Below are 17,476 nucleotides of genomic sequence, written 5' to 3' on the forward strand. Positions count from 1 at the left end.
GCACGCACGACGACGGGCCTCCCGCCGCTACTCAGAGACGCCGCAAGGCTTGGATCAGGATCATTTTTTGTAGGCCTCGCACCGGTGGGCGACGCACACGCGGAGCGGGGCCAGCAGCCGGGAGAGGATCGTGCCTCCCCGGATCCTGTCGGCCATCATTGAGTTCGTCTACGGCGATCTGTCCAGAAACCCGCAGTCGTTGATCTCCTCGGGCATGCGGAGCTTTCCTTCCTTGCTGTCCGATGTGGACGCGGACTGATTGGAGTCAGCGACAGAGTTCGCGGGTGATTCCGAAGGGAACCTGTTCGGAAAGTTCCGCCGTGTAGTGGCCTGGCCGGTGACGGGTGATAAGGATCCCGCGCGTCCTTTCTCGCAGGGCAGTCTCCTGCAGGTGCTGGACGGCGGCGGCGAGTTGATCGTCGAGGGCGTGCCGGCTTTTCACTTGGATATCGATGCGATCGGTGAGGTTGAACATGGAGACGTCTTTCTTGGTGTTGGGTTCAGTTTTTCCGCGGCTTTGCGTTTGCTGAGCCAGCGTCCGCCGGGATTTGGCTTGATAGGCGTGTCAACTCGCCCGGCGGCTGGGCAAGCGCTTGGTTTCGGTGCATCAGACCTGAACGGGGTTACGGGCACTCGTGCTGTCAGTCGGCGAAGATGCTCCACTGTGCTTCGTGGACGGAGCCTGGTTCAAGTTGGATCAGGTCCTGGCCGCTGTTGAAGGCATCGGGTGGGCAGGTCATCGGTTCCACGGCGAGTCCGAGCCGGTTGGGCAGGGGTGCGGGCTTGTCCGCGGTGTGGATCTGCACCCAGGGACAGCTCCGGTCCCATGACATGCCGGCACCCGTTCCCGAGGGGTCGCGGACGATCAGCTGGGCGCGGCCGTCGTCGTCGTGCGCGATGTCCGTGAACGCATGGTCGATTTCCGTGGCGCCAATGGTGCGCGGTGCCCGGAAGTCGAACTCGCGGTCCGCCACGGGGAGCATGCCGAGGGGCAGCAGCCGATCGGCGGTGACCTTCAGGAAGGATCCGGCGTGCAGTTCAAGGAGCCATTCGTCCAGCGGCGCCGGGCCTGCCAACAGGTAGGGGTGCGGGCACACGCCGTAGGGCGCGGTCCGTTCTCCCAGGTTTCGGGCCGTCACCGTGGTGTGCAGTCCTTCCGCATCCAGCCGGTAGTCCAGCTGCAGCGCGAGCCGGAACGGATACCCTGCGCTGTCGCCCAGTTCGCAGGACAGTCTGAGGCTATCGGTACTGCCCGCCTGGAATGTCCAGAGCTGGTCGAACACGAGTCCGTGCAATGCCGTCCGCCGCGCTGGCTCGTTGAGCGGAAGATGCAGGACCGCGCCGTCGTGACGGTAGCTTCCGTCCGCGATCCGGTTGGGCCAGGGCGCTGCGATGATGCCCCGGTAGTCGGGGATGGGCGCCTTGGCGTCGAACGGGACCACCAGGTCCCGGCCCTGGAAGGTGAGCTGCCGCAGGGCACCGCCCCGTTGGACGATTGAGGCGGTGTAGTCCCCGGAGACCAGCCGGAATGCTTCGCCGTTCACAGTCCGCCGGCGAGTTTGTAGTAGGCGGCGTTCCAGGCGAGTTCCTTCTTGAACTGGCGGATGGTGGTGCCTTCGTCGATGGTGAGCAGTTCGGTCCGGGCGATTTCGGCGAAGTCTTCGAACACGTCCATGCCCACCTGTGTGGAGAGCACGGTGTGGTGCGCGGCGCCGGCGGTGAGCCACGCCGCGGCGGAGGTGGCGAAGTCGGGCTTGGGTGACCAGAGCGCCCGGGCGACCGGCAGGTTGGGCAGCGGCTCGTCGAGGTCGACGACGTCGACGGCGTTCGCCACAAGGCGGAAACGGTCGCGCATATCCGAGAGCGCGACGACCACGCCGGGGCCGGCGTCCGTATCGAAGACCATGCGGACGGGGTCTTCCTTGCCGCCAATGCCCAGCGGGTGGATCTCCACGCGCGGCTTGGCGGCGGTCAGGGAGGGGCAGACCTCGAGCATGTGCGCGCCGAGGATCTTCTCCTGCCCCGGGGTCAGGTGGTAGGTGTAGTCCTCCATGAGCGAAGCGCCGCCGGGCAGTCCGGCGCCCATGACCTTGGCGGCCCGGACCAGGATCGCGGTCTTCCAGTCGCCCTCGGCGCCGAAGCCGTAGCCGTCGGCCATGAGCCGCTGCACGGCCATGCCGGGAAGCTGGCGCAGCGCGCCAAGGTCCTCGAACGAGGTCGTGAACGCGGCCGAGCCGTTCCCTTCCAGGAAGGCCCGGAGGCCAAGTTCGATCCGGGCGCTGTAGCGCAGCGACTCGTGCCGGGCACCGCCAGCTTTCAGTTCCGGTGCCACCTCGTAGAGGCGCTCGTATTCGGCGACGAGGGCGTCGACGTCGGACTCCGGCGCGCCGTGCACGGCGTCGGCGAGTTCGTTGACGGACCAGGTGTTCACCGAGACGCCGAAGCGCAGCTCGGCTTCGGTCTTGTCCCCTTCGGTGACGGCGACGTTGCGCATGTTGTCACCGAAACGGGTCAGCTTCAGGGTGCGCACGGCCGCCCAGCCCGCGGCGGCGCGCTGCCAGGCACCCACCTGGCGCGTGACCTCGGGGGTGGAGACGTGCCCCACCACCGTCTTGCGGGGAACGCCGAGGCGGGACTGGATGTAGCCGAATTCGCGGTCGCCGTGGGCTGCCTGGTTCAGGTTCATGAAGTCGAAGTCGATGTCCGCCCACGGCAACTCGACGTTGGCCTGGGTGTGCAGGTGCAGGAGGGGTTTGCGGAGCAGGTCCAGTCCCTGGATCCACATCTTGGCGGGGCTGAAGGTGTGCATCCAGGCGGTCACGCCGATCACGGCGTCGTCCGAGTTCGCTTCGAGCGCGGTGCGGCGGATCGCGTCCGCGTCCGTCAGCACGGGCTTCCAGACCAGCTTGACGGGAACATCGGAGGACGCGTTCAGGGCGGCGGCGATCTCCTGGGACTGGGCGGCCACTTGCTTGAGGACGTCCTCGCCGTAGAGGTGCTGGCTGCCGGTGAGGAACCAGACTTCGTAGTGCTCGAGGGAAGTGTTGTGCGCGTTGGGCATGGGTATCTCCTTGAGAAGCTCGTCGGTTTGAAGGTGCGGCAGGCCGTATTACCGGCCGTAGACGTTCTGGTACCGGTCGTAGAGGGACTCGATCTGGCCCGCGTCGATGGGGAGCGGTTCACCGAGCTGCCGGGAGATGTGGACCGTGCGGGCCACTTCCTCGCACATCACGGCGGCCTTGACGGCGGAGCGGGCATCCTTGCCGATGGTGAACGGGCCATGGTTCTGCATCAGGACCGCCGGTGAATGGGAGGCCCGGAGCGTTTCAACAATGCCGCGGCCGATCGAATCGTCGCCTATCAGCGCGAACGGGCCTACCGGGATGGTGCCGCCGAATTCGTCGCCCATCATGGTCAGAACGCACGGGATCGGCTCCCCGCGCGCGGCCCAGGCCGTGGCGTAGGTGGAGTGCGTGTGGACCACTCCGCCGACGTCGGGCATGTTCCGGTAGACGTAGGCGTGAGCGGCGGTGTCCGACGACGGCGAAAGGTCCGGATTGCCCCAGACAGCGGCTTCGGAAGACAGGCTCGTGACCGGGGTGCCGTAGAGGTCCGTGACCACCATGAGTTCCGGCGTCAACGCATCGTAGGAAACCCCGGACGGTTTGATGACCATCAAGTCATGCCCCGGGACGCGGGCGGAAACGTTGCCCGCGGTCCAGACCACGAGTTCGTAGCGGGTCAGTTCGGCATGCAGCGCGCAGACTTCGGCCCGGATCCGGGCAATCGTGTCCAGCAGGGCGCTCATGCGTTGGCCCCTTCCAGGACGGCATCCATCTGCGCGGCCCGGTGTGCCGAGCGCTGGATCTTCTTGATCCGGTGCATGACCTCGTTCGCTCCCCTGCCGAAGTAATCGTGCAGTGTCCGGTACTCGGCGAACAGTTCCTCGTAGGCGGCGACGTTTTCCGGGATCGGCGTGTAGACGGCGCCGGGTTCGGATCCCATGGCGGCCGCGGCTTCCCGGATGTCCGGATACTCCCCGGCGGCGACGGCGGCATGGATGGCCGAACCCAGCGCGGGACCCTGGGTGGAGCCGATGGTGGAGAGCGGCAGCCCGGTGATGTCGGCGTAGATCTGCATCAGCAGCTTGTTCTTCAGGAGCCCTCCGGCCACGATGAATTCCTTCACCGGGACTCCGGAGTCGCGGAAAGCGTCCACGATGGTGCGGGTGCCGAAGGCCGTGGCCTCCAGCAGCGCCCGGTAAGTGTCCTCCGGACGGGTCGCCAACGTCTGGCCCACGATCACTGCAGACAGCTCATGGTCCACCAGCACGGAGCGGTTGCCTGAGTGCCAGTCCAGGGCGATGAGCCCGTGCTCACCGATCGCCTGGCGGGAAGCGAGTTCGGTGAGGTATTCGTGGATTCCCAGCCCTGCCACTTCGGCGGCTGCATGGTATTCGGGCGGCACGCCGTACTTGGTGAACCAGCCGAAGATGTCGCCCACTCCGGATTGGCCGGCCTCGTAACCCCAGAGCCCGTCCACGATCCCGCCGTCGACCACTCCGCACATGCCCGGCACTTCGCGAAGCTCGGAGCCGTTCATGACATGGCACGTGGAGGTGCCCATGATGGCGACGAGCTGTCCCGGTTCCACGGCGCGGGCCGCCGGCGCGGTGACGTGGGCGTCCACGTTCCCGACCGCGACGGCGATGCCCTCGCGCAGGCCTGTCCAGGCGGCGGCTTCGGCCGTCAGGTAACCCGCGGCGTCGCCCAGCCGGCCGATCGGATGGGCCAGCTTGGTGCCCACGAAGTCCTTGAAGTCCGGGTTCAGCGCGCCCAGGAACTCCTCGGACGGATACTTACCATCCTGATAGATGCCCTTGTACCCTGCGGTGCAGGCGTTCCGCACGTAGTTTCCGCACAGCTGCCAGACGATCCAGTCCGCGGCTTCCACCCAATGGTCCAACTCCGCGTAAGCTTCCGGGTCCTCCTCAAGGAGCTGGAGGCCTTTCGCGAACTCCCATTCAGAAGAAATGAGCCCGCCGTAGCGCGGAAGCCAGGTTTCGCCCCGCTCGGTGGCGAGTGCATTGATGCGGTCCGCCTGTTCCTGGGCTGCGTGGTGGCGCCACAACTTCACATAGGCGTGCGGCCGGTTGGCGAAGCCGGGGAGTTCGCTCAGCGGCGTGCCGTCGGCCTTCACCGGCACCATGGTGCACGCCGTGAAGTCGGTCGCAATCCCGACGACGGCGGCCGGATCGATCCCGGCGTCGCGCACCGCGGCGGGAACCGCGTGACGCAACACGTCCCGATAGTCCTCGGGCACCTGAAGTGCCCATTCCCCCGGAAGCCGCGTGGCTGTTCCGTCGGGTACATCCGCCAGATCCGCCGGCAATGCCTCCGTGATGACTGCGTGCGGGTAGTCGAACACGCCGCTTCCCAGCTCTTTGCCGTCCCTGACCCGCACCACCACGGCCCTGCCGGAAAGGGTGCCGTAGTCCACGCCAATGACGCAGTGTTCGTTGCCGTCTGCTGTGACGTCCATGAAAGTCCTCCAATAGCGTGCCGGCTTCTTAGCGGGCTCGTTAATTGTGAGCGCTAACAAGAGGTCTGTCAAGGAACCCGCGTACAGCCATCCGTAAGAGCGCGGGGGGCTAGGGAAGGGGCGAGGTACTGGCCCGGACCACAAGCTCGGGATCAACCACGATGGTGCTGCTTGCCGCGCCGTCCTCGATCTGCGTCCGCATCATGTCCATGCAGCGCCTCCCGAGCTCCTCAAAGTCCTGCCGCACAGTGGTGAGCGGGGGGGTGAAGTAGGCGGCTTCCGGCTGGTCGTCGAAGCCAACCAGCGACACGTCCTGGGGTACCCGGACACCGGCCTCGCTGAAGGCGCGCAGCAAGCCAAGCGCCATTTGGTCGTTTCCCACAAACACCGCCGTGGCTATACGCGTTGCGGCAAGTTCCTGGCCCATCCGGTAGCCGCTGGCGGCGCTCCAGTCGCCTTCGAGTAGAAGGTCGTCGGCCAGGCCAGCCGCCGCCAATTCCTCACGCCAGCCTTCAGCCCTCGCCGCCGCGTCAATCCAGTCCCGTGGGCCCGAAATATGGCCGATCCGCCTGTGGCCCTGCCCGACCAGATGGGCCACCGCCACCCGCGCCCCCCGCTTCTGATCCACCATGGCCCCGCTGAAGCGGCCATGACTACCGGCCCCCACCACAACCACGGGCACATCCAGATTCAGGCCCTCCAGCGTCTGGACCGTTCCGTCATGAGGGACGATCACGATGATCCCGTCGGCACCCTGGTCCGTGAAGTAGCGGACGGCATCTGCGATGGAGTTCGCTCCCGATTCCTTCAGGGCCGCGATGCTCACAAAGTAACCGGCTTCGCGGGCAGCCTGTTGCACGCCGAGCAGCGTATTGGCCGGGCCGTACTGGGCGAGCTCGGTTCCCAGGACACCGATGATCTGGGACCTCCGGGTCACCAGAGACCGGGCGGCGGTATTGCGCCGGTAGCCGAGTTCGGCAATTGCGGCTTCGACGCGTTCGCGAGTTGATTTGCTGACGTTGGGGTGATTGTTGACCACCCGCGAGACGGTCTGGTGCGAGACTCCGGCGTGCGCGGCAACGTCCTCCAGGCGCGGCGGACGTCTTTCGCTATCGTTCCCCATGAGGCACCTTTCAAAGGCAGTGTATTGTCCAACATCCTATGGCCAGCCGGACGGCGTCATGCCCAGGTCAAACCGTGTGACTTGACTCACAAGCCGCTCCGGTGCTAGCGTCATGCTGGCATTCTTGTTAGCGCTAACAAGAATGAACGACGTTTAGGCTCGTCCTGAACTGGCTAACCGGACCTAAATAATACTGAGCCCCGAATGGCGCCGATGCTACTCAGGCCAGTATCAATTCGCGGACCATGCTGTCCGCGAAAGGAGAACAAGTGAGAATCAAGAAACTCCTGGGCGCGTTCGCCGTCGTCCTGGCAATCACGGCGGGAGCCACCGGTTGCGGCAGCCGCGCCGCTGGCTCCCCCGCCAGCGCTGACAATACCGGCGCGCTGGTAGGCATCTCAATGCCCACGCAGACCTCGGAACGGTGGATCGCTGACGGCAAGAACGTCTCCGAGTCTCTGACGAAGCTGGGGTACAAGACCGACCTTCAATACGCCAACGACGACATCCCCACGCAGGTCTCTCAGATTGAAAACATGCTCACCAAGGGCGCCAAGGCTCTCATCATCGCAGCCATCGACGGCACCACGCTGACTGATGTCCTCGCTAAGGCGAAAGAGCAGAACGTCAAGGTCATTGCCTACGACCGCCTCATCAATGGATCACCGAACGTCGACTACTACACGACCTTCGACAACTACACGGTGGGTGTCCAGCAGGCCACCTCGCTGCTGACCGGTCTGGGCCTTCTGGATGCGAACGGCAAGAAGGTGGACGGCAAGGGTCCGTTCAACGTGGAGCTGTTCGCCGGCAGTCCGGATGACAACAACGCCAACTTCTTCTGGACCGGCGCCATGGACACCCTCAAGCCGTTCCTGGATGCGGGAACCCTTAAGGTCCCCAGCGGCCAGACCAAATTCGAGCAGGCAGCCATCCTGCGCTGGCAGGCCCCCGTCGCCCAGAAGCGGATGGAAGATATCCTCACTGCGGCCTACAGCTCAGGCACCAAGCTGAACGGCGTCCTGTCCCCGTATGACGGCCTGTCCATCGGCATCATTTCGGCCCTGACGAGCACAGGTGGCTACGCCAAGGGAAGCCTGCCCATCGTCACAGGACAGGATGCCGAGAAGGGCTCGGTGAAGTCCATCACTGCGGGCGAGCAGTACTCCACGATCTTCAAGGACACCCGCCAGTTGGGTGCCCAGGCCGTGAAGATGGTCGACGCGGTCCTGAAAGGCCAGCAGCCCGAGGTCAACGACACCAAGACGTACAACAACAAGGTCAAGGTTGTTCCGGCCTACCTGCTCAAGTCCGTGATCATCACCAAGGACAACTACAAGAAGGAACTCATCGACTCCGGGTATTACACCGCGGCCGACGTCAAGTAGCCACCTCGCAGGGTTGTGGCCTGGCATCCCGCCCGGCCACAACCCTTCGCGCAGGCACCTGCAGCCGCAGGACGGCCCAGTTTCGACAACTCAGTGGGAATTGACGATGAATACACCCATTCTTCAAATGCGAGGAATTACCAAGACCTTCCCCGGCGTGAAGGCCCTCCAGGACGTCACCCTCGATGTGAACCGCGGCGAGGTACATGCCATCTGCGGTGAAAACGGGGCAGGAAAGTCCACGCTCATGAAGGTGCTGTCCGGTGTCTACCCGCACAGCTCCTTCGACGGAGAGATCCTCTTCGAAAACGAGCCCGGCAACTTCTCCAGCATCACCGACAGCGAGAAGCGCGGCATAGTCATCATCCATCAGGAACTGGCACTGAGCCCGTACCTGTCCATCGCGGAAAACATCTATCTCGGAAACGAGCAGGCCAAAAACGGCTGGGTGGACTGGCGCAAGACCAACCTGGAGGCCGCCAAGCTCCTGGCCCGGGTGGGCCTGAGCGAAAACCCAGTCACCCCCGTCCAGCACATCAGCGTGGGCAAGCAGCAACTGGTGGAAATCGCCAAGGCCCTCTCCAAAGAGGTCAAACTGCTGATTCTGGACGAACCAACGGCCGCGCTCAATGACGAGGATTCCGGCCATTTGCTGGACCTGATCCTCCATCTGAAGGGTCAAGGCGTCACCAGCATCATCATTAGCCACAAACTCAACGAAATCCGCAAGGTCGCAGACGCCGTGACCATCATCCGCGATGGCAAAACCATCGAGACCCTCCGCCTGGACGAAGGCCAGATCACCCAGGAACGCATCATACGCGGCATGGTGGGCCGGGACCTGGAGAGCTTGTATCCGGACCGCGACCCCAAGATCGGCGAAGAAGTCCTCCGGATCCAGGACTGGTCGGTACGGCACCCGCAGGACCACACCCGGATGGTAGTGAGCAACGCGAGCCTTAACGTCCGCAAAGGCGAAGTCGTGGGACTGGCTGGCCTGATGGGCGCCGGACGCACAGAGCTCGCCATGAGCGTCTTCGGGCGCACCTATGGCACCGCCACTTCAGGGAAAGTGCTCAAGCACGGCAAGGAAATCAACACCTCCACGGTGTCGGACGCCATCGGGCACGGGATCGCCTACGCCACAGAGGACCGCAAGCTCTACGGGCTGAACCTCATCGAGGACATCAAACGGAACGTCTCCCTGGCTGCACTGCGCAAGCTGGTCAAGAACGGCTGGGTGGACAAGAACGAAGAGACGGTGGTGGCCAACGGCTACCGGAAGAGCATGAATATCAAGGCACCATCAGTGGCCGCCATCACCGGCAAGCTCTCCGGCGGCAACCAGCAGAAAGTGGTGCTGAGCAAGTGGATGTTCTCCGATCCGGACGTACTGATCCTCGATGAACCCACCCGCGGGATCGACGTCGGCGCCAAGTATGAGATCTACACGATCATTGCGAAACTCGCGGCTGAAGGAAAGGCGGTCATCGTGATCTCCTCGGAGCTTCCCGAGCTGCTGGGCATCTGCGACAGGATCTATACCCTGTCCGCCGGCCTCGTCACCGGGGAAGTGCCCATCGCCCAGGCTTCCCAGGAAAACCTCATGCACTTAATGACCAAAGAGAAGGAATAGCGAACATGTCCGCCCTACGAGAATCCCTCGGCTTCCTGACAAGCCGCCTCCGCCAGGTTGGCATCTTCGTCGCCCTGATCCTGATCGTCCTGCTCTTCCAGGGGCTCACCGGCGGAATCCTGCTGGAACCCCAGAACGTCACCAACCTCGTCGTCCAGAACAGCTACATCCTGATCCTCGCGATCGGCATGGTAATGGTCATCATCGCCGGCCACATCGACCTGTCCGTCGGTTCCGTCGCAGGCTTCATCGGCGCCGTGGCCGGGGTCATGATCGTCCACTGGGGCTGGCCCTGGTGGGCAGCGATCCCCGCCTGCCTCCTGGTCGGCGCCCTCGTCGGCGCGTGGCAGGGGTACTGGATCGCCTACGTCGGCATCCCCGCCTTTATCGTCACCCTGGCCGGCATGCTCATCTTCCGCGGCCTGACACTGATCACCCTCAAGAACCAGCAGATCACCCCGTTCCCCGCCGAACTTCGCGCGCTGGGCGGAGGCTTCCTACCCGACATCTCCGGCGGCACCTCGGCGCTGGAATGGCTCACGGTCATCCTGGGTGTCGGTGCCACCGTCGCCCTGCTGATCCAGGCGCTCAAGGAACGCCGGATCCGCAAGAAGTTCGACCTTGAAAGCGAGCCCCTGATGTGGTTTGTCATCAAAACCGCCTTCACCGCTTTCCTCATGCTGATCATCACCTTCCTACTCGCTTCCTACCGCGGCACCCCGATTGTTCTGATCGTGCTCGCCGGCCTGGTGATCGTCTACACGGCCCTCATGAACAACAGTGTCTTTGGCCGCCACACTTACGCCATCGGCGGCAACCTTCACGCCGCGGAACTCTCCGGCGTCAAGACAAAGGCCGTCACGTTCCGGCTGTTCGTGAACATGGGCGTCCTCGCCGCCCTAGCAGGCCTCGTATTCACCGCCAGGCTAAACTCGGCGCAGCCCGCGGGCGGCACCGGCTTCGAACTGGACTCCATCGCGGCGGCCTTTATCGGCGGCGCCGCCGTCACGGGTGGCATCGGAACCGTGGCGGGCGCAATGATCGGCGGCCTCATCATGGGCGTCCTCAACAACGGCATGTCCATCCTCGGACTGGGCACGGACTACCAGCAGCTCATCAAAGGCTTGGTACTCCTCCTCGCCGTCGGTTTCGACATCTTCAACAAGAACCGCAGCGGCGGCGGAAGCAGCCTGGGAAAGCGGTTCAAGCTGAAGACCACACCGCCCGCCACCGAACCGGCAGCCCCGGCCAACGAGCGCCCGCTAACCGTAGCCGCCGGCTCCGGCCAGGGCCGTCCCGAGCGCAACTCCTGATCCTGCAGAGAGCGAAGGCCTCATGACATCCACCAAACGTACCGAACGTCCGGGTCATCAGCAGGCAGGCGCTTGACGAGCGTCTCGAGGCCGCCGGTGACCCGGAATTCGGCTTCGAAAGTGCTATTCGAGGTCGGCGATGGTCCGTCCGGTGCGGTCGGGGGTGAGGACGGAGAAGAGGACGCCTGCCACGGGGCCGATGATGCCGAGTGCGAGGGCGAACGGGACGGTGCCGGCGAGGGTGAGTGCGAAGAGGGGGAAGACTCCGGCGCCGAGGCCGCGTCCTACGTAGTAGCTGGCGCTGGAGCCGGTGGAGCGGATGCGAGTGGGGAAGAATTCGGACATCCAGACACCGAGTACGCCGAATCCCCCGGCCCCTCCGGCGCACATCATGAGTGCCCAGAACGCGGGTGCTGTCCAGAACGCGCCGGTGATTTGTGCGTGTCCCGAGGTGAGCAGGGACAGGAACCAGACGAAGCCTGCGGTGCCGAAGACACACGCTGCCGTGAATGCGTACTTGCGGCGGATGCGGTCGGAGATGAAGCCGGTGGTTGAGTAGGTGATGATCGTGGAGACGTAGCCGAGAAGGACTATCAGGCTCACGGTGTCGAGGGGCAGTTGCTGGGTCTTGAGCAGGTAGGTGGAGAGGTAGGCGCCTACCGAGTTGGTGGTCAGGAACATCGCGGTTGAAAGGATCATGAACAGGACGGTCCCGTAGACGAAGCGGGGGCGGAAGATGTCGATCACGGGAACTTTGGAGCGGCGAAGTTCCGGCGGGAGCGTGCCGTTCCTGCGGTGCTCCTGATAAGCCAGCCACTGCTTGGACTCGGGCAGCAACTTCAGTGACGCCGCCCCGATCACGAGGCTGATCAGGCCGATCGCGATGTAGCCCGCCCGCCAGCCAAGGTCATGGCCCAGGGTGGACAGGAACATGTAGATGAGTCCGGCGGTGAGGATCTCGCCAACGAAGTACATGGACTGGATGATGCCGCCCATGGTGCCGCGTTTTTTGGTCTGCCAGCATTCGGTGAACATCGAGAACGAAAGCCCGAAGAGGCCGCCCATCCCGATGCCGGCCAGAACCCGGGTCAGAAGGAAGATTTCGTAGTTCGTGGCCAGCCCGCCGAGGGTGGCCGCGACACCGAAGGCGAGGACGGAGATGGCGAAGGTGCGGCGCCGTCCGAGGGTATCCCCCAGCGTGCCGAACACGAACCCGCCCAGGATCGAGGCGAAACCCTGCACCGTCGCGACCGTGATGAGAGCGATGGTGGAGACGTGCAGGCTGTCGGAAATGTACGCGAGCGGAAAGCCGATCAGGTTCAGCTCGGCGCCGTCGAACAGGGTTCCCAGCAGGGCGAAGGCCAGGATGAACCGGATCTCCCTGCGGGTGTAGAACGTGGACGGCCCGCCAGAAGGTGCGGCGCCTCCTGCGGTGACAGACTGCGCCGGGTGGTCCTTGAGGGCGGGGGCGGTCTTGTTCAGCTCGCGCATTTGCGAGTCCTCCTTCTCCAGCTGCGGTGCTGGGGGTCGTCGTTGACCAAGGTTGGAGAGAGTGAAACTTGGGGGAAAGGATGGCGGGCGGTTGGCCCGCCATCCTTGGGATCGGCAAGATCAGGCGGGAACGGTGACGCTGCCCAGGTTGGCGGACTTGAGTGCCAGCGCAATTTCGTTGCCGGCACCTTCAGCCAAAGGAAGCAGCGGCGGCCGGACCGTGGCGTGCTCCAGGATGCCGCGGGCCACGAGGCCTTCCTTGAGGGCGACTGTCCCTTCCATGTGGGAGCCGCGGTGGTAGACGTTCTTGGTCACCGGCAGGAGGCGGTCGTGGATGGCGCGGGCGGCGGCGTAATCCTGAGCCTTGCCCGCCGCGATCAGCTCCACGAGCGGCTCGGGGGCGAGTCCGCCGTAGCCGACCAAAGCGCCGTCGACGTCGAACATCGTGTGCAGCAGGTACTCGTCATGGCAGGTCAGGATCTGCAGCTCCGGGTAGGCAGCGCGCAGAACGGGGATTTCGGTGTCCCAGCGCTTCATGTTCCGCACGCCGTTCTTGGTGGCGAACACCCCTTCCTGGCCGGCGATCTCCAGCTGGGTTTCGAGATCGTAGGTGGCCTTCGTGGCATCCGGGTACTGGAAGAGAATGAGCGGCAGCCCGGACGTTTCGTAGATTTCCTTGTAGCGGGTCTGCGGTGCGCCCTTCTGGTACCCGAAGCGCAGCCAGCCGTGGGATGGGTAGACGAGACCGGCAGATGCGCCGGCTTCGACCGCGCGCCTGGCTTCCAGGGCGGCAACCATGTTGCCCTCCCCCGTGATGCCGGCGATGATCGGGATCTCGCCATTAACCGCGTTCTTGAATTCCCGGATGACAAGCGCCTGCTCCTCCTGGGTGAGGAAGGTACCTTCGCCTGCGTGGCCGAGGACCACCAGGCCCTTGACGCCCTCGACGCTGGCGAGCCAGCCACCCAGGCGGTGGATCGCGTCGACGTCGACGCTGCCGTCCCGGTTGAACGGCGTTACAGGTGCGGGAACGAGCCCGCGAAGATCGATGGTCATGAGAGCTTCCTCTGTTTTCTTGATCGTAGTCCCGCTAGGATATGAGAACGTTTGCGGGAACGTTTTCATTCTGCGGTGTGGTCCGGCTCACTGTCAAGGCCCTGCCACTTACAAGGAGGAAATAGAGTGTCTTCTAAGACCATCTCGAACAGGAGTATTCACATGGAACCGGCTGCACCAGGCGCGAGCGTCACGTTGCGGGATGTTGCCGCGGCCAGTGGCGTGAGTCTTTCCACGGCCAGCCGCGCCCTTGACGAGCGAGGGCCGGTATCGCGCTCGGCGGCGGCCGAGCACGTCCGGAAGGTTGCCGAGGAACTTGGCTACCGTCGAAACTCCTTCGCATCAAGCCTGCGCCGGGGAGAAACCCGAACGCTAGGGGTGCTCGTGCCGCGCCTGAGCGACACCGTGATGGCGCTGATGTTCGAGGAACTGGAACGCGCGGCGTCTGGCCGCGGCTACTTTGCCATGGTCGCCACCAGCGGCGATGATCCCGAAGACGAACGCCGCGCCGCCGAAACCCTGCTGGACCGCAACGTTGACGGATTGATCCTGGCAACGGCCCGGCTCGATGACGATTTGCCCCGCCTGCTGCGCAAACGCGGGGTTGCGCACGCCCTGGTGCTGCGCACCGACGGCGTGAGCCCCTCAGCAGTCGGAGACGACGAAGTAGGCGGCTACTTGGCAGTCCGGCACCTCATTGACCTGGGGCACCGCGACATCGCGGTGGTGACCGGACCGTCTTTCACGTCCAGCGGCGTCGGCCGCCTCGCAGGTGCCCGCCGGGCATTTGACGAGGCCGGAATCACCCCTCCCCAGGAATGGCTGCTCGCCGCCGGCTACGGCATAGAAAACGGGGTCACGGCCGGAGAATCGTTGCTGCGTGGAGGATCCGGAAAGCGCCCGACGGCCGTGTTCGCGGCCAACGACAACATAGCGCTCGGCATCATCGCCGCGGCACACCGCTTCGGGATCACCGTCGGGAAGGACCTGGCACTCGTCGGGTACAACGACACTCCCCTTTCAGCCAGGCTCGCCACCCCCTTGTCGTCAGTCCGGGTTCCCCTCGCCCAGATCGCCAGCACGGCCATCGATCTCATCGTCAACCCAGGCAAGGAACCACACATCCGGAAATCCATGCCCACTCTCATCCCTAGGGAATCCAGCGGACGCCCACGTCGCACATGAGCTGAACACTGGGTTTCCATTGGCTGCTCCTGGCCTCGGCCGGAGCCTCTGCAGACCGGGCCCGTTGGACTTGAGTTAGGGGCGGGTCAGAAAGGATTCGACCTTGCCGGGGTCGCGTTCAATGACAGGGTCGAGGACCGTGTCGATCCGAGCCAGCAGCTCCGGATCCAGTTTGATTCCGACGGCGGTCGCGTTGTCCACGAGCTGTTCTGGCCGTGAGGCTCCCACGATGGCGGCGGACACGTTGCTGTTTTGCAGGACCCAGGCCAGGGCGAGGGCGGCCATGGACAAACCTGTTTCCTCCGCCACCGGCTTCAACGCCTGGACCCGTTCGAGCACCTCAGGGCGCATGAACTTGAGCTCGGTCTTCAGCTCGCCTTCCTCCGTCGCGAACCGGGAGCCCGACGGCGCGTCCTGGCCGGGCATGTACTTGCCGGTCAGGACCCCTTGGGCAAGGGGTGACCAGCAGATCTGGCCCAGACCCAATTCCTCACTGGCGGGGACGATTTCTTCCTCGATGACCCGCCACAGCATGGAGTACTGCGGCTGGTTCGAAATGAGCTGTATCCCCAGTTCCTTGGCGAATTTGGCGCCAGCCCGGATTTCATCAACCGTCCATTCGGAGACCCCGATGTAAATGGCCTTGCCTGCCCGGACGATGTCCGCGAAAGCCTGCATTGTTTCTTCGAGCGGGGTTTCGTAGTCGTAGCGGTGGGCCTGGTAAAGGTCGACGTAGTCCGTGCCGAGGCGCCGCAGGGAACGGTTGATGGACTCCACGACGTGTTTGCGGGACAGGCCGCGGTCGTTCTTGCCTTCACCGGTGGGGAAATAGACCTTGGTGAAGATCTCCAAGCCTTCGCGGCGCACGCCTTTGAGTGCTTGGCCGAGGGCTGTCTCGGCGCGGGTTCCTGCATAGGCATCGGCGGTGTCAAAGGTGGTGATGCCCAGGTCCAGGGCCTGGCGGACGCATGCGTTGGCGGCGTCCTGGTCGATTTGCTCCCCGTGGGTGACCCAGTTCCCGTAGGCCAGTTCACTGATGTACATGCCGGATGAGCCGAGTTTGCGGTATTCCATGTCGCACTTTTCCTTTGTCAGGTGTCTAGTCCGGTCGGCGATCCCCGCGGGCGGAACCATCGAGGGAGGACTTTTGGAAATCAGAGGGATTGGGTCTTTGCTGCCGGGCTAAGTCGTTGGTTACCGTTTCAGATGGGGCCGGAGTTCCTTTTCAGTCTTCATGCGTATTGGGTAACACTTAGTTTGTTAGCTATTGCGGTTCCCCCGACGGCGTAGAGGGAGACGCCGCTACTGCTGCTGGACGGGAAGATCAGCTCGGTCAGGGTGACCTGGCCTTCCTGGCCGAAGACTTCAACGGAGCACCGATCCACAAATATTGTCAGCTCGTAGGAGCCGTTCCTCGTCTGGATGGGTGCGGTGTCGATGGAGGCGAAAGAGCCGTGGAAATCTGTTTGCCCGGATTCCCTGCGGTCGACGATGATGGAGCCTTCGGTGGGCCGGATGCCGATGCGGGTTCCCTCCACTCCGTTGCCGCGGACAACAATCCCGAATTCCTCTGCATTTCCCGGAGCGAAGCTGAGGTCTATGCGTTGGACGCTGCCGGCCGCGCCGTCGAGGACATGCTGGCCGTCAGAGATTTCGACTGCCTCGAGGCTGAACGAAGGACCTTTCTCTCTCAGTGATGTCAGATCCCCTGCGACCTGCTGCACCATGCGCAGGTTTCCTTCAATGGTGCGCAGGGATACTTCGCGGACCAGGGACATGGGGCTCCGCCAAGGCGAAGTCGGAATCTTATTGGCGTACTCCCAGTTGTTCATCCATCCGATCATGAGCCGACGGTTGTCCGGGGCGTCGCTGAAGGAAACGGCGGCGTAGTAGTCCCGGCCCCAGTCGAGCCACTGGTACTCAGCCAACCGTGCCGGATCCTGGAGTCCTTCGGTGACCGTGGAAGCGGAGGTGAACTTGGTTCCGTCGAAATTTCCCACGAAGTACTGACCGGCCGAGCCGTTGTTAGGGCCGCCGGGATTGAGGTTGACGATGAGGACCCATTTGAGGTTGTCCGGGTCGCCGTCGATTGGCAGGGGGAAGAGATCCGGGCATTCCCACTCGCCTCCAGTCGCGTTTGCCGGGCCGAAGCTGCTCAGCAGCTCCCAACTCTTGAGGTCATGGGACTTATAGAAGACGACTTTGAAGTCCTGGGCTTCCACGGCAACCATGACCCAGTAGCTGCCGCCGTCGCCGTCGTAGCGGAACACCTTCGGGTCGCGGAAGTTGGCTGATCCGCGGTCCACCACGGGGTTTCCGGAGTATTTGATCCAGGTGTAGCCACCGTCCAGGCTGTAGGCCAGTGATTGGGCCTGGATACCCGGATGTGCGGATCCCTGCCTGTAAGCGCTGGTGTAGATCGCGACGAGCGGGGGCGTCGTTCCAGTTCCGAAACCGCTGGTGTTCAGCTTGTCGAAGACGACGCTGCCGGAGAAGATTTCCTCGTCGTCATCGCAGGCGATGGCGACCGGGTGTTCAGTCCAGGTGAGGAGGTCCGTGGAGGTGGCGTGCCCCCAGGACAGGTTCCCGTGGACGTTGCCGAAGGGGTTGTTCTGGTAATACAGGTGGTAGACGCCCGCGTGATGGATCAGGCCGTTGGGGTCGTTGAGCCAGGTGTTCCGGGCTGCGTAGTGCAGGGCGGGACGGAAGGTATCGGCCGTCGTGGTGGTCACGGCAGTCATGG

Annotated in this window: 15 protein-coding genes; 5 read left to right on the forward strand and 10 right to left on the reverse strand. The window is 64.0% G+C overall.

The genetic code is table 11. The annotated features are described in order from the left end of the window. Positions 1-130: 130 nt before the first annotated feature. Complete coding sequence (locus OOZ51_RS13115; RefSeq protein WP_265980092.1) at positions 131-259, forward strand: hypothetical protein; 129 nt, start codon at positions 131-133, stop codon at positions 257-259. Positions 260-265: 6 nt separating this feature from the next. Here OOZ51_RS13115 and OOZ51_RS13120 read toward each other — a convergent pair whose 3' ends face one another. The 6 genes from OOZ51_RS13120 to OOZ51_RS13145 form a co-directional block, all read right to left on the reverse strand. Next, the gene (locus OOZ51_RS13120) at positions 266-475 is read right to left on the reverse strand and encodes a hypothetical protein (protein ID WP_265980093.1); all 210 of its coding nucleotides are present in this window, start codon (positions 473-475) and stop codon (positions 266-268) included. Positions 476-641: 166 nt separating this feature from the next. Further along, a complete protein-coding gene (locus tag OOZ51_RS13125) occupies positions 642-1,544 on the reverse strand; it encodes an aldose 1-epimerase family protein (RefSeq protein ID WP_265980094.1) in 903 nt (300 codons plus the stop codon). Further along, a complete protein-coding gene (gene araA, locus OOZ51_RS13130) occupies positions 1,541-3,061 on the reverse strand; it encodes an L-arabinose isomerase (RefSeq protein WP_265980096.1) in 1,521 nt (506 codons plus the stop codon). Before araA ends, OOZ51_RS13125 begins: the two co-directional genes overlap by 4 nt. A gap of 48 nt (positions 3,062-3,109) precedes the next feature. Further along, positions 3,110-3,808 carry an L-ribulose-5-phosphate 4-epimerase gene (locus OOZ51_RS13135; protein ID WP_265980098.1) on the reverse strand — a complete coding sequence of 233 codons (699 nt, stop codon included), beginning with the start codon at positions 3,806-3,808 and terminating at the stop codon, positions 3,110-3,112. After that, positions 3,805-5,541 carry a ribulokinase gene (araB, locus tag OOZ51_RS13140; RefSeq protein ID WP_265980099.1) on the reverse strand — a complete coding sequence of 579 codons (1,737 nt, stop codon included), beginning with the start codon at positions 5,539-5,541 and terminating at the stop codon, positions 3,805-3,807. The genes OOZ51_RS13135 and araB overlap by 4 nt, the downstream gene beginning before the upstream one ends. A 109-nt stretch (positions 5,542-5,650) precedes the next feature. Next, entirely contained in the window at positions 5,651-6,664 is a 1,014-nt protein-coding gene (locus OOZ51_RS13145; RefSeq protein WP_265980100.1) for a LacI family DNA-binding transcriptional regulator, read from the reverse strand. Between the two features lie 269 nt (positions 6,665-6,933). Between OOZ51_RS13145 and chvE the strand changes: the two genes are divergently transcribed. From chvE to mmsB, 3 genes are all read left to right on the forward strand, one after another. Continuing rightward, a complete protein-coding gene (gene chvE / locus OOZ51_RS13150; RefSeq protein WP_489667152.1) occupies positions 6,934-8,052 on the forward strand; it encodes a multiple monosaccharide ABC transporter substrate-binding protein in 1,119 nt (372 codons plus the stop codon). Positions 8,053-8,158: 106 nt separating this feature from the next. Then, positions 8,159-9,688 carry a multiple monosaccharide ABC transporter ATP-binding protein gene (gene mmsA, locus OOZ51_RS13155; protein WP_265980102.1) on the forward strand — a complete coding sequence of 510 codons (1,530 nt, stop codon included), beginning with the start codon at positions 8,159-8,161 and terminating at the stop codon, positions 9,686-9,688. A 5-nt stretch (positions 9,689-9,693) separates the two neighbouring features. Then, a complete protein-coding gene (gene mmsB / locus OOZ51_RS13160; protein WP_265980104.1) occupies positions 9,694-11,001 on the forward strand; it encodes a multiple monosaccharide ABC transporter permease in 1,308 nt (435 codons plus the stop codon). 123 nt (positions 11,002-11,124) lie between these two features. Here the strand turns inward: mmsB and OOZ51_RS13165 are convergent, their stop codons facing one another. Together OOZ51_RS13165 and OOZ51_RS13170 are read right to left on the reverse strand one after the other, a co-directional pair. Next, positions 11,125-12,492 (reverse strand): MFS transporter, encoded by a 1,368-nt coding sequence (locus OOZ51_RS13165; protein WP_265980105.1) that lies wholly within the window; start codon positions 12,490-12,492, stop codon positions 11,125-11,127. Positions 12,493-12,612: 120 nt separating this feature from the next. Then, on the reverse strand, positions 12,613-13,548 hold the full coding sequence (locus tag OOZ51_RS13170) for a dihydrodipicolinate synthase family protein (RefSeq protein ID WP_265980106.1): 936 nt from the start codon (positions 13,546-13,548) through the stop codon (positions 12,613-12,615). Positions 13,549-13,710: 162 nt separating this feature from the next. Here OOZ51_RS13170 and OOZ51_RS13175 point away from each other — a divergent pair, with 162 nt between their 5' ends. After that, entirely contained in the window at positions 13,711-14,733 is a 1,023-nt protein-coding gene (locus tag OOZ51_RS13175) for a LacI family DNA-binding transcriptional regulator (protein WP_265980107.1), read from the forward strand. A 75-nt stretch (positions 14,734-14,808) separates the two neighbouring features. Here the strand turns inward: OOZ51_RS13175 and OOZ51_RS13180 are convergent, their stop codons facing one another. Both OOZ51_RS13180 and OOZ51_RS13185 read right to left on the reverse strand, forming a co-directional pair. After that, entirely contained in the window at positions 14,809-15,807 is a 999-nt protein-coding gene (locus OOZ51_RS13180; RefSeq protein ID WP_265980109.1) for an aldo/keto reductase family protein, read from the reverse strand. A gap of 158 nt (positions 15,808-15,965) precedes the next feature. After that, on the reverse strand, positions 15,966-17,474 hold the full coding sequence (locus OOZ51_RS13185; RefSeq protein WP_265980111.1) for a glycoside hydrolase family 32 protein: 1,509 nt from the start codon (positions 17,472-17,474) through the stop codon (positions 15,966-15,968). Positions 17,475-17,476: the final 2 nt, after the last annotated feature.

The sequence above is a fragment of the Arthrobacter rhizophilus genome, assembly GCF_026241105.1.
Lineage (GTDB): Bacteria > Actinomycetota > Actinomycetes > Actinomycetales > Micrococcaceae > Arthrobacter.

What these genes read in the sequence shown, in the direction of transcription:
- OOZ51_RS13135 (WP_265980098.1), bottom strand. Translation starts at nt 3,808, where the DNA reads ATGAGCGCCCTGCTGGACACGATTGCCCGGATCCGGGCCGAAGTCTGC.
- araB (WP_265980099.1), bottom strand. Translation starts at nt 5,541, where the DNA reads ATGGACGTCACAGCAGACGGCAACGAACACTGCGTCATTGGCGTGGAC.
- OOZ51_RS13175 (WP_265980107.1), top strand. Translation starts at nt 13,711, where the DNA reads ATGGAACCGGCTGCACCAGGCGCGAGCGTCACGTTGCGGGATGTTGCC.
- OOZ51_RS13170 (WP_265980106.1), bottom strand. Translation starts at nt 13,548, where the DNA reads ATGACCATCGATCTTCGCGGGCTCGTTCCCGCACCTGTAACGCCGTTC.
- OOZ51_RS13145 (WP_265980100.1), bottom strand. Translation starts at nt 6,664, where the DNA reads ATGGGGAACGATAGCGAAAGACGTCCGCCGCGCCTGGAGGACGTTGCC.
- OOZ51_RS13120 (WP_265980093.1), bottom strand. Translation starts at nt 475, where the DNA reads ATGTTCAACCTCACCGATCGCATCGATATCCAAGTGAAAAGCCGGCAC.
- araA (WP_265980096.1), bottom strand. Translation starts at nt 3,061, where the DNA reads ATGCCCAACGCGCACAACACTTCCCTCGAGCACTACGAAGTCTGGTTC.
- OOZ51_RS13185 (WP_265980111.1), bottom strand. Translation starts at nt 17,474, where the DNA reads ATGACTGCCGTGACCACCACGACGGCCGATACCTTCCGTCCCGCCCTG.
- mmsA (WP_265980102.1), top strand. Translation starts at nt 8,159, where the DNA reads ATGAATACACCCATTCTTCAAATGCGAGGAATTACCAAGACCTTCCCC.
- mmsB (WP_265980104.1), top strand. Translation starts at nt 9,694, where the DNA reads ATGTCCGCCCTACGAGAATCCCTCGGCTTCCTGACAAGCCGCCTCCGC.
- OOZ51_RS13180 (WP_265980109.1), bottom strand. Translation starts at nt 15,807, where the DNA reads ATGGAATACCGCAAACTCGGCTCATCCGGCATGTACATCAGTGAACTG.
- OOZ51_RS13165 (WP_265980105.1), bottom strand. Translation starts at nt 12,492, where the DNA reads ATGCGCGAGCTGAACAAGACCGCCCCCGCCCTCAAGGACCACCCGGCG.